General features: G+C 58.3%; 12 protein-coding genes. All 12 read right to left on the reverse strand.

All coding sequences use genetic code 11. From position 1 onward, the window contains the following. Positions 1 to 21: 21 nt before the first annotated feature. Positions 22 to 1,173: a cell division protein FtsZ gene (ftsZ, locus tag ABLV17_RS14625; protein ID WP_004857884.1), complete on the reverse strand. Its 1,152-nt coding sequence runs from the start codon at positions 1,171 to 1,173 to the stop codon at positions 22 to 24. A 62-nt stretch (positions 1,174 to 1,235) separates the two neighbouring features. Further along, positions 1,236 to 2,498 (reverse strand): cell division protein FtsA, encoded by a 1,263-nt coding sequence (gene ftsA / locus ABLV17_RS14630; protein WP_002888625.1) that lies wholly within the window; start codon positions 2,496 to 2,498, stop codon positions 1,236 to 1,238. Then, positions 2,495 to 3,328, reverse strand: a complete 834-nt coding sequence (gene ftsQ / locus ABLV17_RS14635) for a cell division protein FtsQ (RefSeq protein ID WP_087860884.1) — start codon at positions 3,326 to 3,328, stop codon at positions 2,495 to 2,497. Before ftsQ ends, ftsA begins: the two co-directional genes overlap by 4 nt. Position 3,329: 1 nt before the next feature. Then, a complete protein-coding gene (locus ABLV17_RS14640; RefSeq protein WP_045390016.1) occupies positions 3,330 to 4,250 on the reverse strand; it encodes a D-alanine--D-alanine ligase in 921 nt (306 codons plus the stop codon). Continuing rightward, complete coding sequence (murC, locus tag ABLV17_RS14645; protein WP_020079611.1) at positions 4,243 to 5,718, reverse strand: UDP-N-acetylmuramate--L-alanine ligase; 1,476 nt, start codon at positions 5,716 to 5,718, stop codon at positions 4,243 to 4,245. Before murC ends, ABLV17_RS14640 begins: the two co-directional genes overlap by 8 nt. 47 nt (positions 5,719 to 5,765) lie before the next feature. Continuing rightward, positions 5,766 to 6,836, reverse strand: coding sequence for an undecaprenyldiphospho-muramoylpentapeptide beta-N-acetylglucosaminyltransferase (murG, locus tag ABLV17_RS14650; RefSeq protein WP_113374414.1), 1,071 nt, complete (start codon positions 6,834 to 6,836; stop codon positions 5,766 to 5,768). After that, a complete protein-coding gene (gene ftsW, locus ABLV17_RS14655; protein WP_015368247.1) occupies positions 6,833 to 8,107 on the reverse strand; it encodes a cell division protein FtsW in 1,275 nt (424 codons plus the stop codon). Before ftsW ends, murG begins: the two co-directional genes overlap by 4 nt. Further along, the gene (gene murD / locus ABLV17_RS14660) at positions 8,107 to 9,423 is read right to left on the reverse strand and encodes a UDP-N-acetylmuramoyl-L-alanine--D-glutamate ligase (protein ID WP_271031932.1); all 1,317 of its coding nucleotides are present in this window, start codon (positions 9,421 to 9,423) and stop codon (positions 8,107 to 8,109) included. The genes ftsW and murD overlap by 1 nt, the downstream gene beginning before the upstream one ends. Before the next feature lie 2 nt (positions 9,424 to 9,425). Then, entirely contained in the window at positions 9,426 to 10,508 is a 1,083-nt protein-coding gene (mraY, locus tag ABLV17_RS14665) for a phospho-N-acetylmuramoyl-pentapeptide-transferase (RefSeq protein WP_087860888.1), read from the reverse strand. Beyond that, a complete protein-coding gene (murF, locus tag ABLV17_RS14670; RefSeq protein ID WP_087860889.1) occupies positions 10,502 to 11,860 on the reverse strand; it encodes a UDP-N-acetylmuramoyl-tripeptide--D-alanyl-D-alanine ligase in 1,359 nt (452 codons plus the stop codon). The genes mraY and murF overlap by 7 nt, the downstream gene beginning before the upstream one ends. Continuing rightward, entirely contained in the window at positions 11,857 to 13,344 is a 1,488-nt protein-coding gene (gene murE / locus ABLV17_RS14675; protein ID WP_087860890.1) for a UDP-N-acetylmuramoyl-L-alanyl-D-glutamate--2,6-diaminopimelate ligase, read from the reverse strand. Before murE ends, murF begins: the two co-directional genes overlap by 4 nt. After that, entirely contained in the window at positions 13,331 to 15,097 is a 1,767-nt protein-coding gene (locus ABLV17_RS14680) for a peptidoglycan glycosyltransferase FtsI (RefSeq protein WP_087860891.1), read from the reverse strand. Before ABLV17_RS14680 ends, murE begins: the two co-directional genes overlap by 14 nt. Between the last annotated feature and the right edge of the window lie 5 nt (positions 15,098 to 15,102).

The following is a 15,102-nucleotide window of genomic DNA, read 5'->3' on the forward strand; positions in this document are numbered from 1 at the left end:
TGCCCAACTTCCAGCCAATTCTTAATCAGCTTGCTTACGCAGGAAAGCTGGAATATCCAGATAATCCGGCTCTTTCGCGGTTTGCGGCGTATTGTCGTTCACCACTTTGGCCACCGGTTTCTGCTCTTGAGTCAATGGAGCCATACCGTGCTGCTGGTAGCGATCCATTACCGGCTGCTGTACCTGTTTGTTGGTCACCAGGGTAATTTCCGGACGCTTGTCCATACCGATACCGGTGGCAACAACGGTTACACGCAGTTCGTCGTTCATATCCGGGTCCAGAGAGGTACCGATAACCACGGTCGCGTTATCCGAAGCAAAGGCGCGGATAGTGTTACCAACGGTCTCGAACTCATCCAGACGCAGGTCGAAGCCAGCGGTGATGTTGACCAGTACGCCGCGCGCGCCAGACAGATCGATATCTTCCAGCAGCGGAGAAGAGATAGCCATTTCAGCCGCTTCTTCCGCACGGTCTTCACCGCTCGCCACGCCGGAGCCCATCATCGCGTAGCCCATTTCCGACATCACGGTACGGACGTCCGCGAAGTCGACGTTCATCAGACCCGGACGGGTAATCAGTTCGGCAATACCCTGCACCGCGCCTTTCAGTACGTCGTTCGCCGCGCCGAAAGCGTCGAGCAGAGAGATACCGCGGCCCAGTACTTTCAGCAGCTTGTCGTTCGGGATGGTGATCAGTGAGTCAACGTGCTTGGACAGCTCGGTGATCCCCTGCTCAGCAAACGCCATGCGCTTCTTGCCTTCGAAATTAAATGGCTTAGTGACGACCGCAACGGTCAGGATACCCAGATCCTTCGCCACTTCCGCGACCACTGGCGCCGCACCGGTACCGGTACCGCCGCCCATACCCGCCGCGATAAAGACCATGTCCGCGCCATCAAGCGCAGCGCGCAGCGCTTCACGGTCTTCGTCAGCCGCATTACGGCCAACTTCCGGGTTCGCGCCTGCACCCAGACCTTTGGTAATACCGCTACCGATCTGGATAGTCTGGCCAACAGCCGTTTTACGCAGCGCCTGCGCATCGGTGTTTACCGCGAAGAATTCAACACCCTCAATGCGCTCGCGCACCATGTGTTCAACGGCATTACCGCCGCCGCCACCGACGCCGATGACTTTAATCACCGCGTCGTTGGTCAGTTCCATAGGTTCAAACATAGTTTCTCTCCGTCTTGTGCCTGTCGCCTGAGAACGCTAATTGTCTGCGTTCTCTTAAAAAATTAAAACTCTTTTCGCAGCCAGCTGTTGAGCCGCTTAATCCACGAGCCCACCGACGCCGTCACGCGTTTTTCTACTTCTGCTTCACCACTGAGATGTGACTCTTTTCCGTAGTGCAGCAGCCCAACCGCCGTCGAATAATACGGCTCCTGAGCGTAATCCGTTAAACCGGTAATGTTCAGCGGCGCGCCAATGCGCACCTGCGTATGGAACACGCGCTGCGCGCAGGCCGCCAGGCCTTCAATTTGCGCGGCGCCGCCGGTTAATACAATCCCCGCCGCCAGATGGTGTTTGACCCCTTGCTGACGGAGCTGTTCCTGCAGCTGCAGGATTTCTTCGTTAACCAGATTGAGCAGTTCGGTATAACGCGGTTCAATCACCTCTGCCAGCGTCTGACGCTGCAGGCTACGCGGCGGACGTCCGCCTACGCTCGGTACTTCCACGTTTTCGTCTTTACCGACGATTGAACCTAATGCGCAACCGTGACGAACCTTGATGGCTTCGGCGTCGCTCGGCGGCGTACCGAAGGCATAGGCGATGTCGCTGGTCACCACGTTGCCCGCGTAAGGGATCACTTTGGTGTGACGCAGCGCGCCGCCGGTATACACGGCGATATCCATTGTACCACCGCCGATGTCCACTACGCAGACACCCAGCTCACGTTCGTCTTCCGTTAATACGGAATAACTGGCCGCTAAACCGGCGAAAATAAGTTGGTCAACTTTCAGACCACAACGTTCAACCGCTTTAACAATGTTTTTCGCCATATCGTTATGGCAGGTAATCAGATGTACCTTCGCCTGCATACGCACGCCGGATAACCCTACCGGGTTTTTAATACCTTCCTGGTAGTCGATGGCGTATTCCTGCGGGATGACGTGCAGTACGCGATGCTCGTCGCGTACGCGTACCGATTTCGCGGTATGAACGACGTTTTCCACGTCATCCTGCGTCACCTCTTCTTCGGAGATAGGCACCATGCCAATCTCATTTTGACAGCTAATATGCTTACCTGAAAGCGCCAGATACACTGATGAGATCTGGCAATCGGCCATCAGTTCAGCCTGGTCGATAGCGCGCTGTACGCATTTCACTACCGACTCGAGGTCATTCACCCCGCCTTTATCCATGCCGCGCGATGGGCAACTGCCCACGCCAATGATATTAATCATACCGTCGGGCAGAACTTCCCCTACTAAAGCGGCAACCTTCGCGGTGCCAATCTCCAGTCCAACTACCAGTTTTCTGTCCGTCGCCTTGATCATCGTTGTTCTGCCTGTGCCTGATTCTGTTGTTGATTATTTTCCTCTACGGGAGCAGGTACCCAACCTACCGCCGCACCCGAGTCATAGCGCAAATCAACGTAGCTTATCCGTTTGCCATCGGTCTGTGCCTGCTGCTGAAGAACCGGGTAGAGTTCCATAAAGCGCTGAAGCCGTTTCATGGTGTCGCCGCGGCCAAGGTTGAGCTTAATATCGTTATTAAGCGTCAACTGCCAGGAGCGACGCGCGGTCATTGCCGCCACTTTCAACGTGAACTTATCCTTTGCCAGCACCTGCCCCATGTTGCGGTATCCCTGTAGCACTTCATTTTCGCTGCCTTCAGGGCCGTATAACATCGGTAAGTTCTGTTTGCTGGTGCGATCCGCCGGCACGCTGAAAGAATTTCCTTCCACGTCTACCATATGTTGATCATTCCAGCGCGCAATCGGCACATATTCAACCAGATGAATCTTCAATTCATCGGGCCACTGTTTTCTTACGCTCGCCTGTTTAATCCACGGCAGGCGCTCAATTTGGCTCTGGATGATATTGACATCCTGAGTCATAAAGGTGCCCGGCGAGCCCAACGCCAGAATCGCCTGACGGATATCATCGTTACGCGTGTAGTGACGTTCGCCGGTGACGACCATTTTCGACAACGGCAGACGCTGCGCATCTTCCATCCAACCAAGAACCATCCATCCGCTGACCAACACGGTACACAACACCGCCAGCAGGAAAACGATCCCTGCCAGCCGGGTTCCATTATTCCGACGCGAAGAAGCAATCGATTCTTCTTCCTGGTTCCGCGTATTCAGCGCCGCCTGCGACATATCACCCCGCCAGGTCCAGAATTCGTACAACAAGCTGCGAGAAGCTCATCCCCGCCTGGCGGGCCGCCATCGGCACCAGACTATGACTAGTCATACCCGGTGAGGTGTTCGCTTCCAGCAGATAAAACTGGCCATCGCTGTCCAGCATCACGTCAATACGTCCCCATCCTTTGCAACCCAGAACATTCCAGGCTTTAAGCACCAGGCTCTGGATTTCTGTCTCGCGGGCGGGTTCCTCAAAGCCAGGGCAGAAATATTGCGTCTCATCAGAGAGATACTTCGCCTCATAATCATAGAAGGTTCCAGCCGCCTGGATACGAATTGACGGTAAAATTTCTTCACCGACGATAGCGACGGTAAATTCCGGGCCACTGAGCCATTTCTCAATCAGAACTTCATCATCATGCTGAAAAGCCAGCGCCAATGCATCCTGCATTGCACAACTTTCGCTAACTTTCGACATGCCGACGCTGGACCCTTCGCGGCTCGGCTTGATGATAACCGGCAGCCCCAGCGCCGCAATCTGCTCAGAAACGCCAGCAGAAAGTCCTGCGTTGAACTGGGCACGAGTCAATGCAACCCACGGCGCGACCGGTAATCCCGCCCCCTGCCACAGTAATTTGCTGCGCAGTTTATCCATCGAAATAGCGGAAGCCATTACGCCGCTGCCGGTGTACGGCAGTTGAATGAGTTCCAGAAGGCCTTGCAGCGTGCCATCTTCGCCGCCGCGCCCGTGCAGGGCAATAAACGCTTTCTGAAAGCCCATGTTTTTCAGCTGGGTGATATCAACGTCGCGCGGATCGACCGGGTGGGCATCCACCCCGCCTTCACGCAGCCCGGCCAACACCGCCGCGCCTGAGTTCAGCGAGACTTCACGTTCAGCGGAGGTTCCGCCGAAGAGAACCGCGATTTTATCAGCCATGTCGGTCCTCCTCCGTTTTTTGCGGTACCAGTTTGATTTCAGCCAGGTGACGTGCGATTTTTCCTATGTTACCGGCGCCCTGCACCAGCACCAGATCGTCGCCGGTCAATACCGACGCCAGCATCTCCGCGGCCTGCGCCGGATCGGAAACCAGAATCGGGTCAACTTTGCCGCGACCGCGGATCGTACGGCATAGCGAGCGGCTATCGGCGCCAGGGATCGGCGCTTCGCCCGCCGGATACACATCCAGCATCAGCAGCGCATCAACCTGGGTCAGCACGTTGGCGAAATCATCGTACAGATCGCGAGTACGGGTATAACGGTGCGGCTGGAATACCATCACCAGATTTTTATCCGGCCAGCCGGCACGCGCCGCTTTGATGGTGGCGTCAACTTCCGTCGGGTGATGACCGTAATCGTCGATTAGCATCGCGCTACCGCTCTTGCCGTTGACTTCCGCCAGCGGATATTCGCCAAGGAAGTCGAAGCGGCGGCCGGTGCCCTGGAAACTTTCCAGCGCGCGCAGAATCGCCTCATCTTCAATGCCTTCTTCCGTCGCGACGGCAACGGCCGCGGCAGCGTTGAGCGCATTATGGCGACCCGGCGCGTTCAGCGTCACCTGCATGACCTCTTTATCCTGGCGTACCAGGCGGAAATGGCCCTGCGCGCCGACCTGGCGATACTCTTCAATGCGTACGTCGGCGTCATCGCTAAAACCGTAGGTGGTGATTTGGCGGCCAACGCGCGGCAGCAGTTCACGAATCACCGGGTCATCCACGCACATCACCGCGCGCCCGTAGAACGGCAGGTTGTGCAGGAAGTTAATAAAGGTCTGCTTCAGGTTCTCGAAGTCGCCATGGTAAGTATCCATATGGTCAGCTTCGATGTTGGTCACAATGGCGACCATCGGCTGCAGATGCAGGAACGACGCATCGCTCTCATCCGCTTCCGCAATCAGATAGCGGCTATGGCCAAGACGAGCATGCACGCCCGCCGCCTTCACCAGCCCGCCGTTGACGAAGGTCGGATCGAGGCCGGCCTCGGCGTAAATGCTGGATACCATCGCGGTGGTCGTGGTTTTGCCGTGCGTACCGGCAATCGCAATCCCGTGACGGAAACGCATGAGTTCCGCCAGCATTTCCGCGCGGCGGATCACCGGAATGCGGGCTTCGTGCGCGGCGACGATTTCCGGGTTATCCGCGGAGATCGCGCTGGACACCACGACAACGCTGGCATCGCGCACGTTTTCCGGGCGATGGTTGAAATAAATGGTGGCGCCAAGCTGCGACAATTGCTGAGTCACCGGATTCGGCGCAAGATCGGAGCCGCTAATCTGGTAGCCTTCATTCGCCAACACTTCGGCAATACCGCCCATACCGGCACCGCCGATGCCGACAAAGTGAATGTGCCGAACGCGACGCATCTCGGGCACTATGGAACGCAGTTTTGCCAAATCTTGTGTATTCATTCTTTACGCCATCAACTTCTTTATTCGGGCGGTGAAAATCACCGCGATTAGCGCGCCAAAGCTACGGCGCTGACCTCTTCCGCTACCCGCTCGGTAGCATCCGGAATCGAAGCGCCACGCGCTCGTTCCGCCATATCCATCAGGGTTTCCCGATCCCAACCGGCCAGGGTGGCCGCCACGGCATCGGCCGTGAACTCGGGTTGTTCGAGAATTTTCGCTGCGCCGGCTTTTTCCAGCGGCAGCGCATTCCAGTACTGCTGACGATCTTTGTGCTGGAACGGGACGAACAACGCCGGTAAACCTGCGGCGGCAATTTCGCTGACCGTCAGCGCGCCAGAACGACAAACAACCACATCGGCCCAGGCATAGGCTGCCGCCATATCATCAATAAACTCAGTCACTTTATGCTGCGGCTGACCGGCGGCGGCGTACGCCTGGCGCACGGTATCCATGCCGCCTTTCCCGCTCTGATGCCAGATAGTCACCGTATCGCCGAGCTTCGCGGCCACCTGCGGCATAGTCTGGTTCAGTACGCGCGCGCCCTGAGAGCCGCCGACCACCAGCACGCGAATCGGCCCCTGCCGCCCCACCAGACGCTGTCCCGGCAGCGGTAGTGCGAGAACGTCAGTACGCACCGGATTCCCGACGACATCTGCGTGCGGAAAGGCGCCGGGAAACGCCTGCATCACTTTCTTCGCAATCTTCGCCAGCCATTTATTGGTCAGGCCGGCAATCCCGTTTTGTTCATGCAGCACCACAGGGATCCCGAGCGACCATGCCGCCAGACCGCCAGGCCCGGAAACATAACCGCCCATGCCCAGCACCACATCCGGCTGGAAACGCTTCATGATCGTCCGCGCCTGTCGCCAGGCGTTGAAGATCCGCACCGGCGCTAACAGTTGCGCTTTTATCCCTTTGCCACGCAGGCCGGAGATGCGAATAAAATCGATATCAATGCCGTGTTTCGGCACTAAATCCGCTTCCATACGATCGGCGGTGCCCAGCCAGCGAACCTGCCAGCCCTGGTCCATTAAATGGTGCGCGACCGCCAGCCCCGGGAACACGTGTCCGCCAGTGCCGCCCGCCATCACCATTAACCGCTTTTCCTGACCGCTCATCGAACACCCCGTGTAAACGCCTGCGCTTTCTCGAGGCGCGTTTCATAATCTATTCGCAATAAAAACATAATGGCCGTCGACATAATCAGCAGACTGGAGCCACCATAACTAATCAATGGCAGGGTCAGACCTTTGGTCGGCAGCATTCCCGCCGCCGCCCCGACGTTAACCAACGCCTGGAAGCTAAACCACACGCCGATAGCACAGGCCAAAAAGCCGGAGAAGCGGTGGTCAATCTCCAGCGCTTTACGGCCAATCGACATGGCGCGAAAGGCGACGAAGAATACCATTAAAAGCGCGAGTACCACACCGATATAACCGAGTTCTTCGCCGATAATCGCGAAGATGAAGTCGGTATGCGCTTCCGGCAAATACTCCAGTTTCTGTACCGAGTTGCCGAGACCCTGTCCCCACATCTCGCCGCGGCCAAAGGCCATCAGCGACTGGGTCAGCTGATAGCCGCTGCCAAACGGGTCTTCCCACGGGTTCCAGAAGGAGGTGACGCGGCGAATACGATACGGTTCGGCGAGGATCAGCAGCACCACCGCCGAGATCCCCATGCCGATAATGGCGATGAACTGCCAGAGTTTCGCGCCGGCCAGGAACAACATCGCCAGCGTGGTCACGAACAGTACGACTACCGTACCGAGGTCAGGCTGCGCCAGCAGCAAAATCGCCAGTACGAAAATCACGCCCATCGGTTTTAAGAAGCCGCGCAGGTTGTTACGCACCTCATCCGCTTTACGCACCAGATAGTTGGCGATGTAGCAGAACAGCGATAGCTTGGTAAACTCCGCCGGCTGAATACGCAGCGGCCCGAGCGCGATCCAACGCGAGGCGCCGTTAACCGAACTCCCCACCACCAGTACGATCAGCAGCATCACAATCGAGGCGATCAGCATTGCGGTACTGTGGCGCTGCCAGAACTCCATCGGCAGACGGAGCGTAATCATCGCCAGCGCGAAGGCCAGCACAATGTACAGACCATCACGCTTAGCAAACAGGAACGGATCGTTCGCCAGACGCTGTCCGACCGGCATTGATGCCGAGGTCACCATGATAAAACCGATCGCCGCCAGGCCGAAGGTCAGCCACAGCAGCATCCGGTCATACATGACCAGGCTATCGTTATCTTTCGGGCGCGAGCCCATCACCCAACCTTTCAGCGCGGCGAAAAGCCAGGCAAAAATAAACATCCCCGGCAGTCGCGGCAGCTTCAACCGGGGCAAGCCCAGCTGTGGCATTTTCAGGCGTGGGAGAGAGAAACGCATCAACCTAACTCCTTCGCCAGACGGGTAAAGATATCGCCCCGTTGTTCAAAGTTTTTAAACTGGTCCAGGCTCGCGCAGGCTGGCGACAGTAAGACCATATCGCCTGATTTGACCTGCGAAGCGATCTGCCGTATCGCCTGTTCCATGGTTTCGGTTTGTACCGCAATTTCCGGACGCAGCGCCGCCAGTTGAGCGCCGTCGCGGCCGAAGCAGTACAGACGAACGTTCTCGCCGCCAAGATAGCGTTTCAGCGGCGTAAAGTCGGCGGATTTACCGTCGCCGCCCAACAGCAGATACAGCGTGCCGTCGAGATGCAGGCCGTTCAGCGCCGCCTCGGTACTGCCGACGTTGGTCGCCTTGGAGTCATTGATCCAACGCACGCCGTTATGCTCCAGCGCCAGCTGGAAACGGTGCGCCAGGCCGGTGAAGGTGGTGAGCGCCTTCAGGCTACTGGCGCGCGGTAAGCCCGCGGCATCCGCCAGCGCCAGCGCCGCCAGGGCATTGCTGTAGTTGTGCTGGCCGCTGATGGTCATTTCTTTCACGTTCAGCACTTTCTCACCCTTCACCCGCAGCCAGGTTTCGCCCTGCTGGCGATTAAGGTGATAGTCGCCAACATCGACGCCGAAGCTGACGCAGCGTTCGTCAGCGCCGCGTACCGGCATGGTCAGCGCGTCATCGGCATTCACCACGCAGGTTTTAGCATTTTCATAGACCCGCAGCTTCGCCGCGCGGTACTGCTGCAGCCCCAGCGGATAGCGGTCCATATGATCCTCAGTCACGTTGAGGATGGTGGCCGCGACGGCTTTCAAACTGGAGGTGGTCTCCAGCTGGAAACTGGAAAGTTCAAGCACGTACAGTTCACGCGCCGGATCCAGCAGCATCAGCGCCGGCAGGCCGATATTGCCGCCAACGCCGACGTTCACACCCGCCGCCTTCGCCATCTCGCCCACCAGGGTAGTGACGGTGCTTTTTCCGTTAGAGCCGGTAATGGCGATAATCGGCGCCTGCGCCTCGCGGCAAAACAGCTCGATATCACCGACGATTTCCACGCCAGCGTCGGCCGCCGCGCTCAGTGAAGGGTGCGCCAGAGCAATCCCCGGGCTTGCGACAATCAGATCCGCCGCCAGCAGCCAGTCGTCGTTAAGGCCGCCAACGTGGCGCTCAACGGCTTCCGGTAGCTTCTCAAGCCCGGCAGGGGCGACGCGGGTATCCATCACGCGCGGGGTTACGCCGCGCGCCATGAAAAAGTCCACGCATGACAGGCCGGTCATGCCCAGCCCAATAATGACGACTTTTTTACCCTGATAATCTGCCATGATTAACGTACCTTCAGCGTCGCCAGGCCAATCAGCACCAGCATCAGCGAAATAATCCAGAAGCGCACGATAACGCGCGGTTCCGGCCAGCCTTTCAGTTCATAGTGGTGGTGAATCGGCGCCATACGGAAGATGCGCTGACCGCGCAGCTTGAACGAGCCGACCTGCAGGATAACCGACAGGGTTTCCACGACGAAAACGCCGCCCATAATCACCAGCAGGAACTCCTGGCGCAGCAGTACGGCGATAATGCCCAGCGCGCCGCCGAGCGCCAGTGAACCGACGTCGCCCATAAAGACCTGCGCCGGGTAGGTGTTGAACCACAGGAAGCCCAGACCTGCGCCGACAATCGCCGTACAGACGATAACCAGTTCCCCGGCGTGACGCAGATAAGGAATGTGCAGGTAGTTGGCGAAGTTCATGTTCCCGGTGGCCCACGCCACCAGCGCAAAACCGGCGGCGACGAAGACGGTCGGCATAATCGCCAGGCCGTCGAGGCCGTCGGTCAGGTTGACCGCGTTGCCGGTACCAACGATAACGAAGTAAGCCAACAGGATGTAAAACAGTCCTAACTGCGGCATCACGTCTTTAAAGAACGGCACAACCAGTTCGGTCGCCGGGGTATCTTTCCCCGCCAGATACAGCGCGAACGCCACGCCCAGCGCAATCACCGACATCCAGAAATACTTCCAGCGGGCAATCAGACCCTTGGTGTCTTTGCGCACGACTTTACGATAATCATCAACAAACCCGATGATGCCGTAGCCGATTAATACCGTCAGTACGCACCAGACGTATGGATTTGACGGATAAGCCCACAGCAGGACGGAAACGGTAATCGCGGTAAGGATCATGATCCCGCCCATGGTTGGGGTACCGCGTTTGCTGAAGTGGGACTCCGGACCGTCGTTACGAACGACCTGGCCGAAGGACATTTTTTGCAGACGGGCGATCATGCGCGGGCCCATCCACAGAGAGATGAACAGCGCGGTCAGCAGGCTGACGATGGCGCGAAACGTCAAATAAGAAAAGACGTTAAAGCCGGAATAATATTTGACCAGATGTTCGGCCAGCCATACTAACATGTCGCAATCTCCTGTAATGCGCGTACTACCTCTTCCATAGCGGCACTACGTGAACCCTTCACTAAAATGGTCATGATTTTATGCTCTGCCAGCAGCTCGCGCAGGCGAGCTACGACGGCGGCTTTATCGTTAAAATGTTCGCCCACGCCGCTGGCGCTGCTGATATCCGCGCTCAGGGAACCGACGCTGAGGACGCAATCCAGCCCCGCCGCTTTCGCCGCTTCGCCAACTTCGCGATGACACGCCGCGCTTTCCGCACCGAGTTCAGCCATATCGCCGACCACCATCGCCCGGAAGCCCGGCATTTCCGCCAGTACCTGTACCGCGGCGGTCATCGAACCGACGTTGGCGTTGTAGGAGTCATCCAGCAGCAGCTGGTTTTCCGCCAGTTGGATCGGGAACAGACGTCCCGGCACCGCTTGCAGCTGCGCCAGCCCGGTTTTCACCGCGGCCAGATCGGCGCCTACCGCCATCGCCAGCGAAGTTGCCGCCAGTGCGTTAGCGATGTTATGGCGCCCCGGTAGCGGCAGCAGTACGTCGACGTTGCCGAACGGGGTCTGCAGCGTAAATTCGGTGCCATGACTGGTGATATGTACGTTGGTCGCCGTGAAGTCGCTGTTCGCCGCGTTCGGCGAGAAGCGCCACACTTTGCGATCGCCAATCACGCTCTGCCAGTTCAGCCAGTCATTGTTGTCGGCATTCAAAATCGCGATGCCGTTTTGCGGCAGGCCGGTAAAGATTTCACCCTTGGCCTTCGCCACGCCCGCCAGCGAGCCGAAGCCTTCGAGGTGCGCGGCGGCGAGGTTGTTGACCAGCGCCGCTTCCGGACGCGTCAGGCTGACGGTCCAGGCGATTTCGCCCTGGTGGTTGGCGCCAAGTTCAATCACCGCATACTGGTGATCTTTGTTCAGACGCAGCAGCGTCATCGGTACCCCGATATCATTATTCAGGTTACCGGCGGTATACAGCGTGTTGCCGCACTGGCTGAGGATCGCCGCGGTCATCTCTTTGACCGAGGTCTTACCGGACGAACCAGTCAGCGCCACCACGCGGGTCGGCACCTGCTGACGCACCCAGGCCGCTAACTCGCCAAAAGCCAGACGGGTATCTTTCACTACCACCTGCGGTAAATCGCAGGCCAGTTGGCGGCTAACCAGCAGCGCGCCTGCGCCCGCCGCTTTCGCTTGTTCGGCAAAATCATGCGCGTCGAATCGCTCGCCCTTCAGCGCCACAAACAGGCAACCCGCCGTGACTTTGCGGGTATCGGACGTCACGTCATCGATAGCGATATCGCTACCCTGCAGTTCGCCGCGGGTGATATCGGCGAGCTGGCTTAATGTAAAGCGAATCATGCTACCGCTCCCAGCAGACGCGCGACGGTCACGCGGTCGGAGTAATCCAGACGGCGGTTACCGACGATCTGATAGTCTTCGTGGCCTTTGCCCGCTACCAGCACAACGTCGTTCGCTTTCGCCTGCATCACCGCGCCGGTCACCGCTTCCGCGCGGCCTTCCATCACCTTCACCTGCCCGGCATCAAGCATGCCGGCCAGAATGTCGTTGATAATCGCCCGCGGCTCTTCGGTACGCGGGTTATCGTCAGTCACGACCACGATATCGGCAAACTCTTCCGCGATAGCGCCCATCAGCGGGCGTTTGCCCTTGTCGCGGTCGCCGCCGCAGCCGAAGACGCACCACAACTTGCCGCTACAGTGCAGACGCGCGGCCTGCAGCGCTTTTTCCAACGCGTCAGGCGTATGGGCGTAATCGACCACCACGGTCGGTTTGCCCGGCGCGCTGAACACTTCCATACGGCCGCACACCGGCTGTAAACGCGAAGAGGTTTTCAGCAGATCCGCCAGCGGATAGCCCAGCGCCAGCAGCGTCGCCAGCGCCAGCAGCAGGTTACTGACGTTAAAGGCGCCCATCAGGTGGCTTTCGATTTCGCCTTTACCCCAGCTCGAGTCAAACTGAATGGTCGCGCCGCTGTCGTGATAGTTGACCGCGGTCGCCTTCAGCCAGCGGCCATGGCAGTTCGGATTGATATGATCTTCCATCGACACCGCCACCGCATCCGGCAGTTTCGCCAGCCAGCGGCGCCCGACTTCATCGTCAGCGTTGACGATGGCCTGGCCGCAATGGTGGGTGGAATAGAGCAGCCATTTCGCCGCTTCGTAATGTTCCATGTCGCCATGGTAGTCGAGGTGGTCACGGCTCAGGTTGGTAAACACCGAGGCGGCAAACTGCAGCGCCGCCACGCGGTGCTGCACCAGGCCGTGAGAAGAGACTTCCATCGCGCCGAAAGTCGCCCCCTGCCCTACCAGGCCGGAAAGCACGTGCTGAACATCAACCGCAGAGCCGGTGGTGTTCTCGGTCGGCACTACTTTATCCAGCAGGCCGTTACCGACGGTCCCCATCACCGCGCTGGTTTCGCCGAGCAGTTTCGCCCACTGCGCCAACAGCTGCGTAGTCGTGGTTTTACCGTTAGTACCGGTGACGCCCACCAGACGCATCTGCTGCGAAGGTTGTTGGTAAAAACGCCCGGCCAGCGCGGATAACCGCTCGTTCAGTTGGCTCAGGTAGATGACCGGCACGCCGTGCATCTCGCGAACTTCGCCGTCTGCGGCCTCGCCCTGCGCCTCAGCAATAATGGCAGCAACACCTTGCGCTATCGCCTGCGGGATATAACGACGCCCGTCCGCCTGATGACCCTGTACCGCGACAAAGAGGTCGCCGGACGCCGCCACGCGGCTGTCCAGCGTCATCTCTCGCAGAATTCGCTCCGGCGCATTTGGCACCCACGGAGCGAGAAGGTCGCGCAAATTACGATCTGCCACCTGTTCCCTCGCCTTGATTAATCACAAATTCACTTTTTTCGCCCGTTGCCAGCGCATCCGGTTCGATGTTCATGGTGCGCAATACGCCGCCCATGATGGCACCGAACACCGGCGCGGAAACGGCGCCACCGTAGTATTTACCTGCCTGCGGGTCGTTGATCACCACCACCAACGCGAAACGCGGGTGGCTGGCGGGCGCAACGCCTGCGGTGTAAGCAATATATTTGTTGATGTAGCGGCCATCCGGCCCCACTTTTTTCGCCGTACCGGTTTTAATCGCGATACGATAGCCTTTGATCGCTGCTTTCACGCCGCCGCCGCCGGGAAGCGCCACGCTTTCCATCATGTGAACGACGGTACGTACCAGTGAGTCCGGGAATACGCGCTCGCCCGGCACCGGTGGATCAACTTTGGTAATCGACAGCGGGCGATAGATGCCGTAGCTGCCAATCGTTGCGTAGACTCGCGCTAACTGTAACGGTGTTACCATTAGCCCGTAGCCGAAAGAAAAGGTGGCCCTCTCTATGTCAGACCACCGTTGTTTTTGAGGATATAAGCCACTGCGTTCTCCGACCAACCCCAAATTGGTCGCCTTTCCAAGCCCAAAACGTGAGTAAGTATCTACTAACGCTGAGGACGGCATCGCTAACGCCAACTTAGAAACGCCGACGTTACTCGACTTCTGTAGCACCCCGGTCAGGGTCAATTCGCTGTAGCGCGCCACGTCTTTGATTTCGTGGCCGTTAATTCGATATGGAATGGTATTCAGCACGGTATTTTCATTGACGATGCCGCGCTGCAGCGCCGTCATCACCACCATCGGCTTCACCGTTGAACCCGGTTCAAATACGTCGGTGATGGCGCGGTTACGCATGGTATCTTTGGACGTACCCGCGAAATTATTTGGGTTGTACGACGGGCTGTTGGCCATCGCCAGCACTTCACCGGTGTTGACGTCGACCAAAACGGCAGTGCCTGATTCCGCTTTGTTGAACGCCACCGCATTATTCAGTTCACGATACACCAGCGCCTGCAGGCGTTCGTCGATGCTCAGCGCGAGGTTATGCGCCGCCTGGCTGTCGGTGGAAGAAATGTCTTCAATCACGCGGCCATAGCGGTCTTTACGCACGATACGCTCGCCCGGCTGGCCGGTTAGCCACTTATCGAAGCTTTTCTCAACCCCCTCGATCCCCTGGCTATCGACGTTGGTAAAGCCAATGAGGTGAGCGGTTACTTCGCCTGACGGATAATAACGGCGAGACTCCTCGCGCAGATGTATCCCCGGCAGCTTCAGTTTTTTGATGTAGTCGGCCATGTCAGGGTTCACCTGACGCGCCAGATAGATAAAACGCATCCGCGGGTTGCTGTTGATGCGCGATGCCAGCTGGTCCAGCGGCATATTCAGCGCATCGGCTAACGCTTTCCAGCGGTTATCGAGCGTCACACCGCCCGCATCATGCAGCTCTTTCGGGTCGGCCCAGATGGCTTTTACCGGCACGCTGACCGCCAGCGGGCGGCCGGAGCGGTCGGTAATCATGCCGCGCGCGGTTGACACTTCCTGCACACGCAGGGAACGCATATCTCCCTGACGCACCAGCATATCCGGACTCACCACCTGCAGCCACGCGACGCGGCCAAGCAGGAAGGCGAGAGCGATTAAAATACATCCGCACAGCAACGCAAAACGCCAACTGATAAAGTTGGCCTGTTCTTCCTGACGTTTTGCTTTTGGCGTTTTCGGCGCTGCTTTCATGCGTC

Source organism: Klebsiella sp. CN_Kp091 (genome assembly GCF_040065095.1).
GTDB classification, from domain to species: domain Bacteria; phylum Pseudomonadota; class Gammaproteobacteria; order Enterobacterales; family Enterobacteriaceae; genus Klebsiella; species Klebsiella aerogenes.

Coding starts and splice junctions, on each gene's coding strand:
- ftsZ (WP_004857884.1), bottom strand. CDS start 1,173: ATGTTTGAACCTATGGAACTGACCAACGACGCGGTGATTAAAGTCATC.
- ftsA (WP_002888625.1), bottom strand. CDS start 2,498: ATGATCAAGGCGACGGACAGAAAACTGGTAGTTGGACTGGAGATTGGC.
- ftsQ (WP_087860884.1), bottom strand. CDS start 3,328: ATGTCGCAGGCGGCGCTGAATACGCGGAACCAGGAAGAAGAATCGATT.
- ABLV17_RS14640 (WP_045390016.1), bottom strand. CDS start 4,250: ATGGCTGATAAAATCGCGGTTCTCTTCGGCGGAACCTCCGCTGAACGT.
- murC (WP_020079611.1), bottom strand. CDS start 5,718: ATGAATACACAAGATTTGGCAAAACTGCGTTCCATAGTGCCCGAGATG.
- murG (WP_113374414.1), bottom strand. CDS start 6,836: ATGAGCGGTCAGGAAAAGCGGTTAATGGTGATGGCGGGCGGCACTGGC.
- ftsW (WP_015368247.1), bottom strand. CDS start 8,107: ATGCGTTTCTCTCTCCCACGCCTGAAAATGCCACAGCTGGGCTTGCCC.
- murD (WP_271031932.1), bottom strand. CDS start 9,423: ATGGCAGATTATCAGGGTAAAAAAGTCGTCATTATTGGGCTGGGCATG.
- mraY (WP_087860888.1), bottom strand. CDS start 10,508: ATGTTAGTATGGCTGGCCGAACATCTGGTCAAATATTATTCCGGCTTT.
- murF (WP_087860889.1), bottom strand. CDS start 11,860: ATGATTCGCTTTACATTAAGCCAGCTCGCCGATATCACCCGCGGCGAA.
- ABLV17_RS14680 (WP_087860891.1), bottom strand. CDS start 15,097: ATGAAAGCAGCGCCGAAAACGCCAAAAGCAAAACGTCAGGAAGAACAG.